The sequence below is a fragment of the Dietzia sp. B32 genome (genome assembly GCF_024732245.1).
GTDB lineage: Bacteria > Actinomycetota > Actinomycetes > Mycobacteriales > Mycobacteriaceae > Dietzia.
Map to the genome: position 1 here is coordinate 1,525,920 of NZ_CP093845.1, position 14,851 is coordinate 1,540,770.

At 69.4% G+C, this 14,851-nt stretch carries 12 protein-coding genes; 3 read left to right on the forward strand and 9 right to left on the reverse strand.

The features are described from left to right. Positions 1-91 precede the first annotated feature (91 nt). The 5 genes from L8M95_RS07315 to aceA form a co-directional block, all read right to left on the reverse strand. On the reverse strand, positions 92-1,300 hold the full coding sequence (locus tag L8M95_RS07315; RefSeq protein WP_260488820.1) for a DUF445 domain-containing protein: 1,209 nt from the start codon (positions 1,298-1,300) through the stop codon (positions 92-94). Between the two features lie 89 nt (positions 1,301-1,389). Continuing rightward, positions 1,390-1,698, reverse strand: coding sequence for a hypothetical protein (locus L8M95_RS07320; RefSeq protein WP_260488821.1), 309 nt, complete (start codon positions 1,696-1,698; stop codon positions 1,390-1,392). Between the two features lie 17 nt (positions 1,699-1,715). Beyond that, positions 1,716-4,166, reverse strand: coding sequence for a 5-methyltetrahydropteroyltriglutamate--homocysteine S-methyltransferase (gene metE / locus L8M95_RS07325; RefSeq protein ID WP_260488822.1), 2,451 nt, complete (start codon positions 4,164-4,166; stop codon positions 1,716-1,718). Continuing rightward, positions 4,129-5,046 (reverse strand): 3-hydroxybutyryl-CoA dehydrogenase, encoded by a 918-nt coding sequence (locus L8M95_RS07330; protein WP_260488823.1) that lies wholly within the window; start codon positions 5,044-5,046, stop codon positions 4,129-4,131. The genes metE and L8M95_RS07330 overlap by 38 nt, the downstream gene beginning before the upstream one ends. A gap of 137 nt (positions 5,047-5,183) precedes the next feature. Further along, positions 5,184-6,473 (reverse strand): isocitrate lyase, encoded by a 1,290-nt coding sequence (gene aceA, locus L8M95_RS07335; RefSeq protein ID WP_260488824.1) that lies wholly within the window; start codon positions 6,471-6,473, stop codon positions 5,184-5,186. 195 nt (positions 6,474-6,668) lie between these two features. On the opposite strand from aceA, the gene ramB reads away from it, so the two are divergent. Then, on the forward strand, positions 6,669-8,123 hold the full coding sequence (gene ramB, locus L8M95_RS07340) for an acetate metabolism transcriptional regulator RamB (protein WP_260488825.1): 1,455 nt from the start codon (positions 6,669-6,671) through the stop codon (positions 8,121-8,123). A gap of 5 nt (positions 8,124-8,128) precedes the next feature. After that, complete coding sequence (locus tag L8M95_RS07345) at positions 8,129-8,713, forward strand: carboxymuconolactone decarboxylase family protein (protein ID WP_260488826.1); 585 nt, start codon at positions 8,129-8,131, stop codon at positions 8,711-8,713. Between the two features lie 45 nt (positions 8,714-8,758). Here the strand turns inward: L8M95_RS07345 and L8M95_RS07350 are convergent, their stop codons facing one another. Together L8M95_RS07350 and L8M95_RS07355 are read right to left on the reverse strand one after the other, a co-directional pair. Further along, on the reverse strand, positions 8,759-11,251 hold the full coding sequence (locus L8M95_RS07350; protein ID WP_260488827.1) for a glycoside hydrolase family 65 protein: 2,493 nt from the start codon (positions 11,249-11,251) through the stop codon (positions 8,759-8,761). Further along, a complete protein-coding gene (locus tag L8M95_RS07355; protein ID WP_260488828.1) occupies positions 11,248-11,976 on the reverse strand; it encodes an HAD family phosphatase in 729 nt (242 codons plus the stop codon). Before L8M95_RS07355 ends, L8M95_RS07350 begins: the two co-directional genes overlap by 4 nt. A 256-nt stretch (positions 11,977-12,232) precedes the next feature. On the opposite strand from L8M95_RS07355, the gene L8M95_RS07360 reads away from it, so the two are divergent. Continuing rightward, positions 12,233-13,015, forward strand: coding sequence for a hypothetical protein (locus L8M95_RS07360; protein WP_260488829.1), 783 nt, complete (start codon positions 12,233-12,235; stop codon positions 13,013-13,015). A gap of 111 nt (positions 13,016-13,126) precedes the next feature. Here the strand turns inward: L8M95_RS07360 and lpdA are convergent, their stop codons facing one another. Together lpdA and L8M95_RS07370 are read right to left on the reverse strand one after the other, a co-directional pair. Beyond that, on the reverse strand, positions 13,127-14,521 hold the full coding sequence (gene lpdA, locus L8M95_RS07365; protein ID WP_260488830.1) for a dihydrolipoyl dehydrogenase: 1,395 nt from the start codon (positions 14,519-14,521) through the stop codon (positions 13,127-13,129). A gap of 123 nt (positions 14,522-14,644) precedes the next feature. Further along, positions 14,645-14,785 (reverse strand): hypothetical protein, encoded by a 141-nt coding sequence (locus L8M95_RS07370; protein ID WP_260488831.1) that lies wholly within the window; start codon positions 14,783-14,785, stop codon positions 14,645-14,647. Between the last annotated feature and the right edge of the window lie 66 nt (positions 14,786-14,851).

Genomic DNA, 14,851 nt, shown 5'->3' on the forward strand with positions numbered 1-14,851 from the left:
CTAGCCACAGCAAGCACTATGTGTACGGTGATGCGGTGTGATGGGTCACACCACCCCGTGACCGGCGCGGCGGACCGGGATCAGCCGAGGATCAGAAGAGGAGCTCGGTGGCGGTGTGAATCGCGAGCCCGGCCAGGGCCCCCACGACCGTGCCGTTGATACGGATGAACTGCAGGTCCTTGCCGGCGAGCAGTTCGATCTTGTCGGAGGCCTCGTCGGCGTCCCACCGTTCGACGGTCTCCGAGATGATCGAGGTGACCTCGCCCGCGTAGTTCTCGGCGACGTAGCGGGCGGTGCGGGTCATGTAGTCGTCGAGCCGGGCCCGCATCTTCTCGTCCCCGACGAGCATCTCGGCCAGGCGACCCAGGAGGTCGTCGATCTTCACCCGCAGCGTGGACGACGAGTCCTCGGTGGCCTCGATGATCATCCGCTTGGCGGCCGCCCACGCCGACCCGGCGGCGCGACGCACCTCGTCGCGGCCCATGACCTCGTGTTTGAACGTCTCGAGCTTCGCCATGGTCGAGGGGTCGTGCTGGAGGTCGCGGGCGAAGTCCTCGACGAACCCGATCAGCGCGACCCGCACCGGGTGCTGCTTGTCGACCTTGATCTGCCAGGTCCACTCGCGCAGTTCGCGGTAGGCGCGCTCGGAGAGCAGTTCGTTGACGAACTGGGGCGCCCAGGTCGGGGCCTTCTCCCGGACCCAACGGTCGATGGTCTCCGGGTTGGCCTCGACCCAGCCGTACGCACGGTCGGCCATCATGTCCATCAGGGGGAGGTGGCGTCCCTCGTCGAGCAGTTCGGCGAGGATCCGGCCCGCCGGCGGTCCCCATTCGGGCTCGGCGATGCGGGCCACGATCGTGCGTTCGATGATCGCGACGGCGTCGTCGTCCCGCAGCACCGCCAGGACGGAACGGATGGCCTTGGCGGCCTGGTCCGAGGCCATCGCGCGGTGGGAGTCCTCCGACAGCCACTCCCCCGCGCGTTCGGGGATGCGGGCGCTGCGGACCTTCTCGCTCACCATCTCCGGGTCGAGGAAGTTCTCCCCCACGAACCCGCCGAGAGAGGTGCCCAGCTGGTCCTTCTTCTTACGGATGAGCGCGGTGTGCGGGATGGGGATGCCGAGGGGGTGCTTGAACAGTGCGGTGACGGCGAACCAGTCGGCCAGCCCACCGACCATCCCGGCCTCGGCGGCGGCGCGGACGTACCCCACCCACGGGTCGGCGCCGTTGTGCAGCGCGTACTCGGCGACCAGGTAGATCAGACCGGCCACGACGAGGAACCCCGTCGCGACCAGCTTCATACGACGGAGGGCGGACCTCCGCTCGGCGTCGGTCGACGGGTCCCCCGCCTTGAGGGCGGGTGCGCCGGCGCCGACGACCGGATCGAGTGTCAGTGCGCGTCCTCGCGGCCGTGCTTACGGAACCCGTACATGCAGATGAACAGGCCGACCAGGAACACGACGGCGGTCGCGACGACGGCGGCGACGACCAGCCCGAGGGAGACGCCGGCGTTCTGCGTGTAGTAGCCGATGGCGGTGATGGGCAGTCCCAGCATGCTCATGCTCAGCAGGAGGATGACCGAGCCCAGGTAGATCGAGGTGGAGTACAGCGGGTAGGTGGGGGCGACCTCCGCGGCGTACTCCGGGTAGTACTCCTCGACGATGGCGGCACCAGTGTGCTCGAGGGTCTGACCGGCCATGATGTCGTCCTCTTCTCTCAACTACCGATCCCGGGTCCGTGACCCGGGACTTGCTCGTGTCCGATCTTATTAGAACCCCGTGGATCCGGGGCAACCGCCCGTCGGATCCGTCGCGCGGCCGCGACCAGATTGCGCAGGCTCGGTTCCAACTGCCAGGTGTAGCGGCTCTTGAGCCCGCCGTCCGGCACCGCCCACAGCCGGTCCACCCCCACCGCGTCCACCCCTCTGAGCAGGCGTTCGTGCAGCAGGTCGATGTCCGGCACGAATCCCGACCTCGACTCGTACACCCCGGGCGCGACCTGCCGGGTCAGCGTGTGGTCGGTCAGGGCGTCGAGCACCCACTCGATCGACCGGGTGGCGACGATCGCCGTGACGTCGGCGTCGAGCTCCTCGATCGCCTCCTTCATCACCTGCAGCGACGAGTAGTTGAGGTGGGTGTGGATCTGGGTGTCCGGTCGGGCCCCTGCCGAGGCCAGCCGGAAGGTCCCCACCGCCCAGTCGAGGTACGCGCGCCGGTCCGCGCCGCGGCGCGGCAGCAGCTCCCGGATGGCGGGTTCGTCGATCTGGATGATCGCCGTCCCCGCCGCCTCCAGGTCCGCCACCTCGTCGCGCACCACCAGCGCCAGCTGGGTGGCGACCTCGGGCAGCGCCAGGTCCGTGCGGCAGAAGGACCGGGCGAGCATCGTCACCGGGCCGGTGACCATCCCCTTGACCGGGCGGTCGGTCAACGACTGCGCGTACCCGGTCCACTCCACGGTCATCGGCGCGGGCCGCGCCACGTCGCCGTACAGGATCGGCGGACGCACGCAGCGCGAGCCGTAGGACTGGACCCAGCCGCTGCGGGTGGCGGCGAACCCGTCGAGCAGTTCGGCGAAGTACTGCACCATGTCATTGCGCTCGACCTCGCCGTGCACCAGCACATCCAGGCCGATGTCCTCCTGCAGCCGGATCACCGAGGCGATCTCCGCGCGCAGGTAGTCGCAGTACCGGTCGTAGTCGATCCGCCCGTCCGCCAGGTCCCTGCGGGCCCGCCGGATCTGCACGGTCTGCGGGAACGATCCGAGGGTCGCCGTGGGCAGTGTGGGAAGTCCGAGCCGGTCGGCCTGCCGAGCAGCCCGCTCGGGGTAGGGGACGCGGACCCTGTCGTCGTCGTCGACCCGGGCGGTCCTCGCCCGCACGTCCTCGCGGCGCGCGCTGGGCAGCACCGGCAACCGGCGCCAGCGCGGCGTGGGGCCGTCGACCAGCGCGTGCGCGAGCGAGACCACCTCGGCGACCTTCTGCTCGGCGAACGCCAGCGAGTCCGCGAGCTCGGCGGGCAGGCCGGTCTCGGCCACCACGTCGTACGGCACGTGCAGCAGCGTGCACGAGGTCGACACCACCACGTCCGGGAAGACCGCCTTGAGTTCGCGCAGGTAGTCCAGGGTCGCGAACTTGTCGGTGCGCCACACGTTCTGGCCGTCCACGACGCCGGCGTAGAGGCGCTTGCCGCGCAGCCCCGGTACGTCCGCGAGCTCGGCGGCCGAGCGCCGCCCGTACACCAGGTCCAGTCCGATCGCCTCGATGCCGGTCGCGGCCAGCGCCGGCAGCGCCTCCCCCAGGTCGCCGTACTCCCCGGTGACGAGGATCCGAGGCCGCGTCGCCACGGCCGACAGTCTGTCGTAGGCACGGCGCAGCGCGGTGATCTCGTCGGCGGTGCGTTCCATCGTCATGCACGGCTCGTTGAACTGCACGCACGTCACGCCGGCGCCGGCCAGCACGTCGAGCAGCGCCTCGTACTCGGCCAGCAGGCGGTCGAGCAGGTCGATCGGTTCGAACCCGGGTGCTGCCGAGGGTGCGGCCGAGGGTGCGGCCTTGCTCAGTAGGAGCAGCGACAGCGGGCCGGTGATCACGGGCCGGATCTCGACGCCCTGTTCCCGCGCCCGCGTCACCTCCGCGAGCAGCTCGTCCGGCCGCAGCCCCAGCTCGGAGGCCTCATCGAACTCGGGCTGCCGGTAGAGGTACGTGGTGCCCTGCAACGAGACCAGCTCGAGCGGTGGCACGTCGGCGCGGCCACGGGCGAGCGCGAACACGGTGTCGACGGGGGTGAGGCCGTCGACGAGCTCGCGGAACCGTGCGGGGACGGCGCCCATGAGCAGGGCGTCGTCCAGGATGTGGTCGTAGAAGGAGAAGGTGTTCCCGGGGATCTGCGTGACGCCCCGGGCGCGCAGGTCGTGCCACGTGGCGTCGCGGAGCCGGCGGCCGGTGGCGAGAAGTTCGGCGCGCGTGCCGTCCCCGTGCCAGTACCGCTCGAGCGCGCGTTTGAGCTCCCTGCGCGGCCCGATGCGCGGGTATCCCAGGACGGACGAGGCGCGGGTGGGTTCGAGGTGCGGTGGCGACGACGGCGTCGGCTGCGGGGACGACGGCGGCGACGACGACGACGACGACACGATCTCAGCGCGCGGCGCGTGCCATCGCCCGCGGCGCGTCATAGCGGTAGAAGCCGTGGCCGCTCTTCTTGCCGAGCCTGCCCGCCTCGACCATCCGCAACAACAGCGGGGGCGGCGAGTACAGCGGCTCGGCGAACTCGGCGTACATCGAGTCGGCGATCGCCTTGATCGTGTCGAGCCCCACGTGGTCGGCCAGGGCGAGCGGGCCCATGGGGTGGGCGCAGCCCAGGACCATGGCCCGGTCGATGTCCTCGGCGGTGGCGTGGCCGGACTCGGCCATCCGCATGGCGGAGAGCAGGTACGGCACGAGCAGGGCGTTGACCACGGCGCCCGCGCGGTCGGCGGAGTGGACGACCTGCTTGCCGAGGACCTGTTCGGCGAACGCCTCGGCGCGTTCCCGGACGGCGACGCCGGTCTCGAGGGTGCTCACCACCTCCACCAGCGGGAGCACGGGGACCGGGTTGAAAAAGTGCATGCCGATCACGCGTCGGGGACTGGCGGTGCAGGTCCCGAGCTTCATGATGGGGATCGACGAGGTGTTGGAGGCCAGTACCGCGTCGGGGTCGGTGACGACCGCGTCGAGCTGCCGGAACACGGCGGTCTTGGCGCCCTCGTCCTCGACGATCGCCTCGATCACCAGCTGGCGGTCGACGAAGTCCCCGAGGTCGGTGGTGAAACGCAGCCGGAGCGCGGCCTGCTCACGCTCGCGGGCGGTGATCTTGCCGGAGGACACTCCCCGGTCGAGGGAGTCGAGGATGCGGGCGCGGCCGCTCGCGGTCAGGTCCCGCGTGGGTTCCCAGACGAGGACGTCGACATGGGCGCGGGCGCACACCTCGGCGATGCCGGCGCCCATCTGCCCGGCGCCCACCACGCCGACGCGGGTGATCCGCTCCGGGTCGGTGCCGTCGCGGGAGCTGCTCATCTGTCCTGGGCCCTTCGGGAGGAGGGAGGTCTGGGGTGGATACGCCACCGGGGGCCGGGCCGCCTCGTCGAGACGGCCGCGGCCCCCGGTGGAGTCTGCGTTCCTTACCGGGTCGACCCGGTGGGGTCAACCAGCGGTCAGTGGAACTGACCCTCCTCGGTGGAGCCCTTCAGCGCCGCGGTGGACGTGTTGGGGTCGACCGTGGTGGCGATGCGGTCGAAGTAGCCGGCGCCGACCTCACGCTGGTGCTTGACGGCGGTGAAGCCACGCTCCTCGGCGGCCTTGAACTCGCGCTGCTGCAGGTCGACGAACGCGGTCATCTGGTTGCGGGCGTAACCGTGGGCCAGATCGAACATGCCGTAGTTGAGCGAGTGGAAGCCGGCCAGGGTGATGAACTGGAACTTGAAGCCCATCGCGCCGAGCTCCTTCTGGAACTTGGCGATGGTGTCGTCGTCCAGGTTCGCCTTCCAGTTGAAGGAGGGCGAGCAGTTGTAGGCCAGGAGCTGGTCCGGGTACTCGGCCTTGACGGCCTCGGCGAACTGCTTGGCGTACTCGAGATCCGGGGTGCCGGTCTCCATCCAGATCATGTCGGCGAACGGGGCGTAGGCCTTCGCGCGCTCGATGCAGGGCTCGATGCCGTTCTTGACATTGTAGAAGCCCTCGGCGGTGCGCTCACCGGTGATGAACGGGCGGTCACGCTCGTCGACATCGGAGGTGATGAGCGTGGCGGCCTCGGCGTCGGTGCGCGCGATGATGACGGACGGCACGTTCGCGACGTCCGAGGCGAGGCGGGCCGAGGTCAGGGTGCGGATGTGCTGGTTGGTCGGGATCAGCACCTTGCCACCGAGGTGGCCGCACTTCTTCTCCGACGCGAGCTGGTCCTCCCAGTGCACACCGGCGGCACCGGCCGCGATCATGGCCTTCTGCAGCTCGTAGGCGTTCAGGGCGCCACCGAAGCCGGCCTCGGCGTCGGCGACGATCGGGGCGAGCCAGTTCTCGACCGAGGTGTCACCCTCGATGCGGGCGATCTCGTCGGCACGCAGCAGGGCGTTGTTGATGCGACGGACGACGGTCGGGACCGAGTTGGCCGGGTACAGCGACTGGTCCGGGTAGGTGTGGCCCGAGAGGTTGGCGTCGCCGGCGACCTGCCAGCCGGAGAGGTACACGGCCTCGAGGCCGGCACGGATCTGCTGGACGGCCTGGTTACCCGTGAGGGCGCCGAGGGAGTTGACGAAGTCCTTGTTGTTGACCTTGTCCCAGAGGATCTCCGCGCCACGACGGGCGAGGGTGTGCTCCTCGACGACGGTGCCCTGCAGCTCCGCGACCTGCTCGGCCGTGTAGTTGCGGGTGATGCCCTTCCAGCGGGGGTTGGTGTCCCAGTCCTGCTGGATCTCTTCAGCGGTACGTGCCTTGCCGATGTTCGACATCGCGACTCTTTTCTGTCTCGGGGTCGGGTCCGGATTCGCACTCTTGCGAGTTACGGCCCCTTACGCCAGACACAATGCCACATGGCGGACAGCGCGTCTACCTGCGACAAGTGCGAATGTGGCGAGTTTCTTTGCCTTCTTTGCAAAGTTTGCGAAGATTGTGGGGCACGACACGGACCTCAGGGGGGAAAGCCGATGACGGCCTCACATATGGGCGCGCGACTACGTCGACTGCGTGAGGAGAACGGCCTGACCCAGGCCGCCTTCGCGCAGACGCTCGGCTTGTCGTCGTCGTACCTCAACCAACTCGAGAAGGACACCCGCCCCGTCACCTCCCGGGTCCTGGTGAAGATCTCCGAGGTCTACGGCGTCGACTCCGCGTTCTTCGCCTCCGACTCGGACACCCGGCTCATCGCAGCGGTCACCGAGGCGCTCACCGACACGCAGCTCTCCGCCGAGGTCCCCGCCGCCGAGGTCGTCGAGCTCGTCCGCGCGCACCCCGCCCTCGCCCGCGCCTTCATGCTGCTGCACCAGCGCTACCGCAACTCGGCGGACCTGCTCGCCGCCCTCACCGAGACCCGCAACGTCCCGGACAACTCGGTGGACCGCTCGGTGCTGTCCATGCCGCACGAGGAGGTGCGCGACTACTTCTACCAGCGGCAGAACTACATCGACTCCCTCGACACCGCCGCCGAGGACCTCACCACCCGCATCCGGCTCAACCGCGGCGATGTGCGCGCCGAACTCGAGCACCGCCTGGCCGAGGCCCACGGGGTCCGCATCGCCCGACGCGTCGACCTGCCCGACGGACTGTGGCACCGCTACTCCACCGAGGACCGGCGCCTCGACCTGTCCGCGCACCTCACGCCCGGGCAGCAGGCGTTCCGCGTGGCCTCCGAGCTGGCCTTCCTCGAGCACCGCGATCTGCTCGACAGCCTCGTCGAGGAGGGCTCGTTCAGCTCCCCCGCCGCCGTCGCGCTCGCCCTGCGCGGACTGGCCAGTTACTTCGCCGCCGCCGTCCTCATGCCCTACCAGCGGTTCCTCGACACCGCCGAGGACTTCCGCTACGACGTCGAGCGGCTCATGGCCTTCCACGCCACCGGCTACGAGACGGTCTGCCACCGACTGTCGACCCTGCAGCGGCCGGGCGCGTCCGGGGTGCCGTTCTCGTTCGTGCGCGTCGACCGCGCCGGCAACATGTCCAAGCGTCAGTCCGCCACCGGGTTCCACTTCACGACCTCCGGCGGCACGTGCCCGCTGTGGAACATCTACGAGTCGTTCTCCTTCCCCGGCAAGATCATGCGGCAGGTCGCGCAGATGCCCGACGACCGTCTCCACCTGTGGGTCTCGCGCACCGTCACCACCCGGCCCATGCGCTTCGGCCAACCGCGCAAGACCTTCGCGATCGGTCTGGGTTGCGAAGCCCGCCACGCCCACCGGACCGTGTACGCGCAGGGCCTGGACCTCGACGACGTCGACGCGGCCACCAAGATCGGCTCCGGTTGCCGCATGTGCGACCGCCCGGCGTGCCCGCAACGGGCCTTCCCGCCGCTCAACCACGCACTGCGGGTCGACGCCCACCGGTCCTCGCTCTCGCCGTACCTCCTCGGTGAACCGGCCTCCCCCGGCGGGGCGGCTGGCCTACCCTGACGGCCATGAGCCAGCCCCACGAGAGCAGCGACAGCCGCGACGGAACCGCCGCGGCTGTCCCCCGCATCCGGCCCGGCGGCCTCCGCGAACTCGGCCCGTTCGGCTGGGCCGTCAACCGGCTCGGCGCACGTGTCACCGGCACCCGCGACGTGCACCTGTTCGCCACCCTCGGCCACGCCCGCCGCCTGTTCCCCGCGTGGCTCGCCTACTCAGGGATGATGATGCCCTTCGGCGTCCTCGACCGCCGCACCACCGAACTGGTCATCCTGCGCGTCGCGCACTTGCGGGGCAGCGCGTACGAGCGGGCCCACCACGAGCGGATCGGGGCGGGAGTAGGACTCGACGACGACGAGATCACCCGCACCACCGCCGACCCCGCCACCGCCGGGTGGCCGAACCGGCTGCGAGCGCTGTTGACCGCGGTCGACGAGCTGGTGCAGACCAAGGACATCTCGGACGACACCTGGGCGGAGCTCTCCTCGCACCTCGGCGACTCCGAGTTGGTGGGGCTGGTGCAGCTGGTGGCGCAGTACGACGGATTGGCCACGTCGCTGCACGCACTCCGGGTCCAGCCGGACCGCCCTGCCTGACCGGCTCCGCCGGCCCGAGTCGAGCCCGGGGCGCGGCGGCGCAGGTCAGACGCGCACGGGTGGCGACAGACAGACGCGGGCCCGCTCGTCGAGCTCCTCGACCACCGTCTGCCCCGCCGGCACCGTCAGCGGACGCCCCTGCACGGTGCACTCGAAGTCGGCGCCGTTGAGGTTCTCGATCGTGATCTCGGCATGCGTGCACCGGACCCGGACGTGCGTACCCCGGACCGTGAGCCGGAAGGTCAGTCCCGACCACTCCGCGGGCACCCGCGGGTCGAACGAGATGTCGCCCCGGTAGTCCCGCATCCCGCCGAACCCGCTCACGAGCGCGGACCAGACCCCGCCGGTGGAGGCCACGTGGATGCCGTCCGCGGCATTGCCGTGCACGTCGGCCAGGTCCACCACGAGCGCCTTCTGGAAGTGCTCGAACGCCTCGTCGCAGTACCCGATCTCGGCGGCGATGATCGACTGCACCACCGCGGACAGCGTGGAGTCACCGGTGGTGAGCGGGTCGTAGTACTCGAAGTTCGCCCGCTTCTCCGCCTCGGAGAACTCGTCGCCGCGCAGGAACATCGCCAGCACCACGTCGGCCTGCTTGAGCACCTGGTGCCGGTAGATCACCAGCGGGTGGAAGTGCAGCAGCAGCGGCCGGCGCGGGTCCTCGAGATCCTGGTCCCAGACCTCCTTGGCGAGGAAATCCTGGTCCTGCGGGTGCACGCCCAGTTCCTCGTCGAACGCGATCACCATGTTCTTGGCGGCGCGCCTCCACTCGGCGATCTCGTCGTCACGGAGGTTCAACCGTCGGCAGATGCCCTCCCACCGGCCGTCGCCGAGGTCGGCGATGCGCTTGCAGGCGATCGACGCGGCGACCAGGTTGAACCGGGCCATCGCGTTGGTGAACAGGTTGTTGTCCACGACGGTGGTGTACTCGTCGGGCCCGGTTACGCCGTGGATGTGGAACATGCCGTCGCCGTCGAAGAACCCGAGCGAGACCCACATCCGTGCGGTCTCGACCAGCATGTCCACGCCCTCGCGGATCATGAACTCCTGGTCGTCGGTGGCCCACAGGTACTTGACCAGGGCGTGCGCGATGTCGGCGTTGATGTGGTACTGCGCGGTACCGGCCTCGTAGTACGCCGACGCCTCCTCGCCGTTGATGGTCCGCCACGGATAGAGGGCGCCCTTGACCGACAGGTACTTGGCCCGGTCGCGTGCCTTGTCCAGCATGTTATAGCGGAAGCGCAGGGCGTTCCGGGCGAACCGCGGCATCGTGTACGTGAGGAACGGCAGGACGTAGGTCTCGGTGTCCCAGAAGTAGTGGCCGGAGTAGCCACTGCCGGTGACGCCCTTGGCGGCGATCCCGTTGTACTCGGCCCGAGCCGATGCCTGGGCCAGCTGGAAGAGGTTGAACCGGATGGCCTGCTGCGTCTCTGTCGGCCCCTCCACCTCGACGTCGGCGCGGTCCCAGAAGTGGTCGTACCAGTCCCGCTGGGTCCGGTGCAGGTCCTCGACCCCGCGTACTCGGGCCCGGCCCAGGGTGCGCGAGCAGCGCTCGGCCAACTCGCTGGCGGGGACGACCTCGGAGGTGTGGTACGCGGCCAGCTTGGTCAGTTTGAGCACGCGCCCCGGCGTGACGTGCGCGTGGTAGACGACCTTGGAGGAGTCGTCGTCGATCTCGTGGCTCATGGCCACGTCGTCCTCGGTCTCGAGCAGGTGGTCGACCGCGACGGCGATCGTCATCCCCGAGTTGGTGCACCGGTAGCCGTGCACGTGGTAGCCGCCCTGCTCCTCGGTGACCTGCGGGTCGAGTACGCGGTGCTCGAGCCCCTCCGCGCGGCGGGGGTCGAAACCCTGTGCCGGGGCACCCTCCGAGGAACTGTACTCGTTCTCGCCGTCCTGCCTGTTGAGGACCTGCGAGGAGATCACGACGGGCCCGGGCTCGTCGGGGAGTTCGATCTCGTAGGTCATCACCGCGAGGTGCTTCTCCACCATCGACACCATCCGGCTGGAGCGGATGACGACCTTCTTGCCGGCGGGCGTACGCCACACCACCTCGCGGCGCAGGACGCCGTCCCGGAAGTCGATGCTGCGCTCGTAGTGCTCGAGGTCGGCCACGGACAGGCGGAGCGGCTCGTCGTCGACGTAGATGCGGATCGTCTTGGTGTCCGGGGCCTGGATCATCGTCTGGCCCTCACGCGCGAGCCCGTAGGCGTCCTCGGCGTGCTGGATGTGCCACGTCTCGTGGAAGCCGTTGACGAAGGTGCCGTGCTGGACCGAGTCGCGACCCTCCTCCGGGTTGCCGCGCATGCCCAGGTAGCCGTTGGCCACCGTGAACTGGGTCTCCGACACGCCGAGCGGCGACGCCTTGGGGCGGGTCTCGACCCAGCGCCACGGGTCGGCGGGGTGGGTGGAGCGGTTGATCTCCGGGACCTCGAGGTGGCTGCGGAGATTGACGCCGTAGGTTGTGCGGATGTTGCCGGGCACGGACTGGCCGACGGTGTCGTGCACCGGGCCTCGCGAGATGGGGATTCGGGTCACCGGTTCGTCTCCGTCAGTCCGGGGATGAGCTCGGCCAGGTCGACGACGACGAGGTCGGCGCCCTCGGCGAGCAGGGTCTCACGCCCGGCCCCGCGGTCCACGCCGACCACCCGGGCGAACCCGCCGGCGGCGCCGGCCTGCACACCGGAGACGGCGTCCTCGATCACCACGCAGCGGTCCGCGGGCACACCGAGCAGCTCGGCTCCCCGCAGGTACGTGTCGGGGCGGGGCTTGCCGGGGATCAAATCGGCGGCCGCGACGAGACCGTCGACGATCACCTCGAACCGGTCCCGCAGTCCGGCCGCGGTGAGCACGGCCTCGGCGTTCTTGGAGCTGGAGACCACGCAGGAAGCGATGCCGGCGGCGTCGAGGGCGTCGAGGTAGGCCACCGACCCGGGGTAGGCCTCGATGCCCTGGTCGAGCAGCTCACGGAAAATGACGTTCTTGCGCAGACCCAGCCCGTGCACGGTGTCGGCGTCCGGGCCGTCGTCGTCGTCGCCCTCGGGGAGGGTGAGTCCCCGCGCGGCGAGCATCGACGCGATGCCCTCCACCCGCGGTTTGCCGTCTATGTAGCGGAAGTAGTCCTCGTCCGAGTACGGGTCGATCCCGCGGGCGTCGAAGTACTCGGTGAACATCCGGTTCCACGCCTGCATGTGCTTCTCCGCCGTGGGGGTGATGACCCCGTCCAGGTCGAAGAGCACGGCGTCCACACCGTCATGGTTCATAGCGTTGTCCTATTTCCGGGTTGGTTTCCGGGTCGGGGTGTTCGTCCGGGGTGCCGATCGGGCACGTCAGGTGACTGACCAAGGTTAGACCCACCGGGCGGTTTCCACCGCTTCCTCCCACCACGGTGACGCCCCCGACTTCGGGCCCCGGTCCGCGCAACGCGCGGACACCGGGCCGCGGCGCGCGCGGGCAGGATGCACAGAACCTCGGGGCCCGGTGGCACTATGTGGGGTAACCGAAAGACAAAGGAGAGAGATGCGCCTGCGCACCCGCACCCCCCGCCGCGTCGCGATCGCCGGTCTCGCGCTGGCCACCGCGGCCGCTCTCACGGCCTGCTCGTCGGATGACGAGAACTCAGGGGGCGCCGAGCCCTCGGGCGATACCCCGACGTCGGCGACCGTGGAGCAGTCCGCCCCGCAGGCGCCCGTCGAGGAACTCGTGTTGGCGGAGGGCGAGGCGCCCGGTGGAGGCGTCGTCCAGGTGATCGACCGCGGGCTCCTGCAGGGGGCGGTCGACAAGCTCGTCGCCGACCAGGGGCGCCAGCTCATGGAGAACCCGGCGTGCGACAAGGTCTCGCGTCTGGAGACCGTCTCCAACCACGCCACCACCGACGGTGTGACGGCGGCCGTCCGCTACAAGCAGTCGGAAGAGGACGAGACCGAGCACCGCTTCGGGATCGGCATGGTGGGCGAGAAGCTCGACGAGTTCATGGACCGGTCGCTGTACGAGGCGTGCACCACCTCGCGCAGCGCGGCCAACCCGAACGTCGAACTGACCATGACCGTCGCGGACGCCCCGGCGATCAACGGCGCCGAGGGCTTCCGGGTCACCAGCGACTTCATCACCACCAAGCCGGACGGCACCCGGTCGCTGAGCCGGGCCATCGCCATCCACGGCTTCGCCCGCGACACCACCGTGAGTGTCGAGTACGCGGCCCGCGGCGACGACCCGGCGGCGGACCCCGTCCTGCCGACCGCGGCCGGTGCCCTCGACGCGATCTACACCGCGCAGATGGAGAAGCTCGTCAACGCCGAGTAGCGCGCACAACCCGACGACAAGAGCGTTCCGCACACGATCCCCGAGAGGGGTCGGTGCGGAACGCTCTTCTCGTTGCGCCGGCGGGCCCGGTGCCGGGCCCGCCGGAGGCGGTCAGAGGTTGATCATGTGGCCGCCGACGCCCTCGACGGCCTCCTTCATGGCCTCGGACAGCGTCGGGTGGGTGTGCACGTTCCGGGCGATGTCCTCGGCGGTGAGATCCCACATCTGCGCCAGGGTCAGCTCGGGCAGCAGCTCGGAGACGTCGGGGCCGATGAGGTGGGCGCCCAGCAGCTCGCCGTGGGTGCCGTCGGCGACGACCTTGACAAATCCGGTCGCATGGCCGAGTCCGTGGGCCTTGCCGTTGGCGGAGAACGGGAACTTGCCGACCTTGACGTCGTAGCCCTCGTCCTTCGCCTGGGCCTCGGTCAGCCCGAACGAGGCGACCTGCGGCTGGCAGAACGTGGCGCGCGGCATCATGCGGTAGTCGCCCAGCGTCTGGGTCTCGGCGCCGGCCATCGTCTCGGCCGCCACCACGCCCTGGGCCTCGGCGACGTGCGCCAGCTGCAGCTTGGCCGTGACGTCGCCGAGCGCGTAGATGCCGTCGACGTTGGTCCGCATGTTGTCGTCGATGTCGATCGCGCCGCGGTCGGTGAGCTCGACGCCGGTGTTCTCCAGTCCGAAGCCCTCGACGCGCGGGGCGAACCCGACGGCCATGAGCACCTTGTCCACGGTCAGGGTCTGGGAATTGCCCTCGTCGCCCTTCTTCTCCACCTCGACCTCGACGGAGTCGCCGTTGTCGGTGACCTTGGTCGTCTTGTGACCGGTCAGGACCTTCACACCGAGCTTCTTGTAGTGCTTGGCGATCTCCTTGGAGACCTCCTCGTCCTCGTTCGGCAGGAGGCGGTCCATGAACTCGATGATCGTCACGTCGACGTCGTAGTTGGCCATGACGTAGGCGAACTCCATACCGATCGCGCCGGCCCCCACGATCACGATCGACTTCGGCAGGTCGCGGGAGAGGATCTGCTCCTCGTAGCTCACCACGTTCTCGCTCAGCTCGATGCCGGGCAGGGTCTTGACCACCGACCCGGTGGCGATGATGCAGTTATCGAACGTGTACTCCGTGCCATCGACCTCGATCGTCTTGGCGTCGACGAACTTGCCGTAGCCGTCGATCTCCGTGATCTTATTCTTCTTCATCAGGAAGTGGACGCCCTTGACGATGCTGTCCGAGACCTTGCGGCTGCGGTCGAAGGCGGCGCCGTAGTCGAAGGAGACGTCTCCGGAGATGCCGAAGGTCTTCGCGTCGCGCAGGACCGTGTTGGCCAACTCCGCGTTGCGCAGAAGGGCCTTGGAGGGGATGCACCCCACGTTGAGGCATACGCCGCCCCAGTACTTCTCCTCGACGACGGCCACCTTGAGGCCGAGCTGCGAGGCGCGGATGGCGGCGACGTAGCCACCGGGGCCCGCGCCGAGGACGATGAGATCGTAATGAGTGTCAGCCACGACACTCAGGGTAGCGCCCCCTACGACACCAGAACGGTGGAGCGGGCCGGAACTGCACCCGAAATGACCGACGCCGCCCCCTCCGTGTGGAGAAGGCGGCGCGGGCGCTCGCGTCAGCGAAGATCAGGACAGGTTGCCCAGGACCGACTTGAGGGCGGTGGCGACCAGGTCGCCGACGGTCTCCGCGATCTGATCGGTGATGGTGCCGGTCGAGGAGCCGGACTCGCCGGAGCCGCTGCTGATGAGGTCGGTGATGGAACCCATATGTGTATCTCCGTTTATCGTGTGCATCCCCGACGCTGTCGAGAATGGCCGGGTCAGTCGACCCGT

Bases quoted from the DNA above. Each gene is read 5' to 3' on its own strand.
- L8M95_RS07315 (WP_260488820.1), bottom strand. From the start codon at position 1,300: ATGAAGCTGGTCGCGACGGGGTTCCTCGTCGTGGCCGGTCTGATCTAC.
- L8M95_RS07320 (WP_260488821.1), bottom strand. From the start codon at position 1,698: ATGGCCGGTCAGACCCTCGAGCACACTGGTGCCGCCATCGTCGAGGAG.
- metE (WP_260488822.1), bottom strand. From the start codon at position 4,166: ATGACGCGCCGCGGGCGATGGCACGCGCCGCGCGCTGAGATCGTGTCG.
- L8M95_RS07330 (WP_260488823.1), bottom strand. From the start codon at position 5,046: ATGAGCAGCTCCCGCGACGGCACCGACCCGGAGCGGATCACCCGCGTC.
- aceA (WP_260488824.1), bottom strand. From the start codon at position 6,473: ATGTCGAACATCGGCAAGGCACGTACCGCTGAAGAGATCCAGCAGGAC.
- ramB (WP_260488825.1), top strand. From the start codon at position 6,669: ATGACGGCCTCACATATGGGCGCGCGACTACGTCGACTGCGTGAGGAG.
- L8M95_RS07345 (WP_260488826.1), top strand. From the start codon at position 8,129: ATGAGCCAGCCCCACGAGAGCAGCGACAGCCGCGACGGAACCGCCGCG.
- L8M95_RS07355 (WP_260488828.1), bottom strand. From the start codon at position 11,976: ATGAACCATGACGGTGTGGACGCCGTGCTCTTCGACCTGGACGGGGTC.
- L8M95_RS07360 (WP_260488829.1), top strand. From the start codon at position 12,233: ATGCGCCTGCGCACCCGCACCCCCCGCCGCGTCGCGATCGCCGGTCTC.
- L8M95_RS07370 (WP_260488831.1), bottom strand. From the start codon at position 14,785: ATGGGTTCCATCACCGACCTCATCAGCAGCGGCTCCGGCGAGTCCGGC.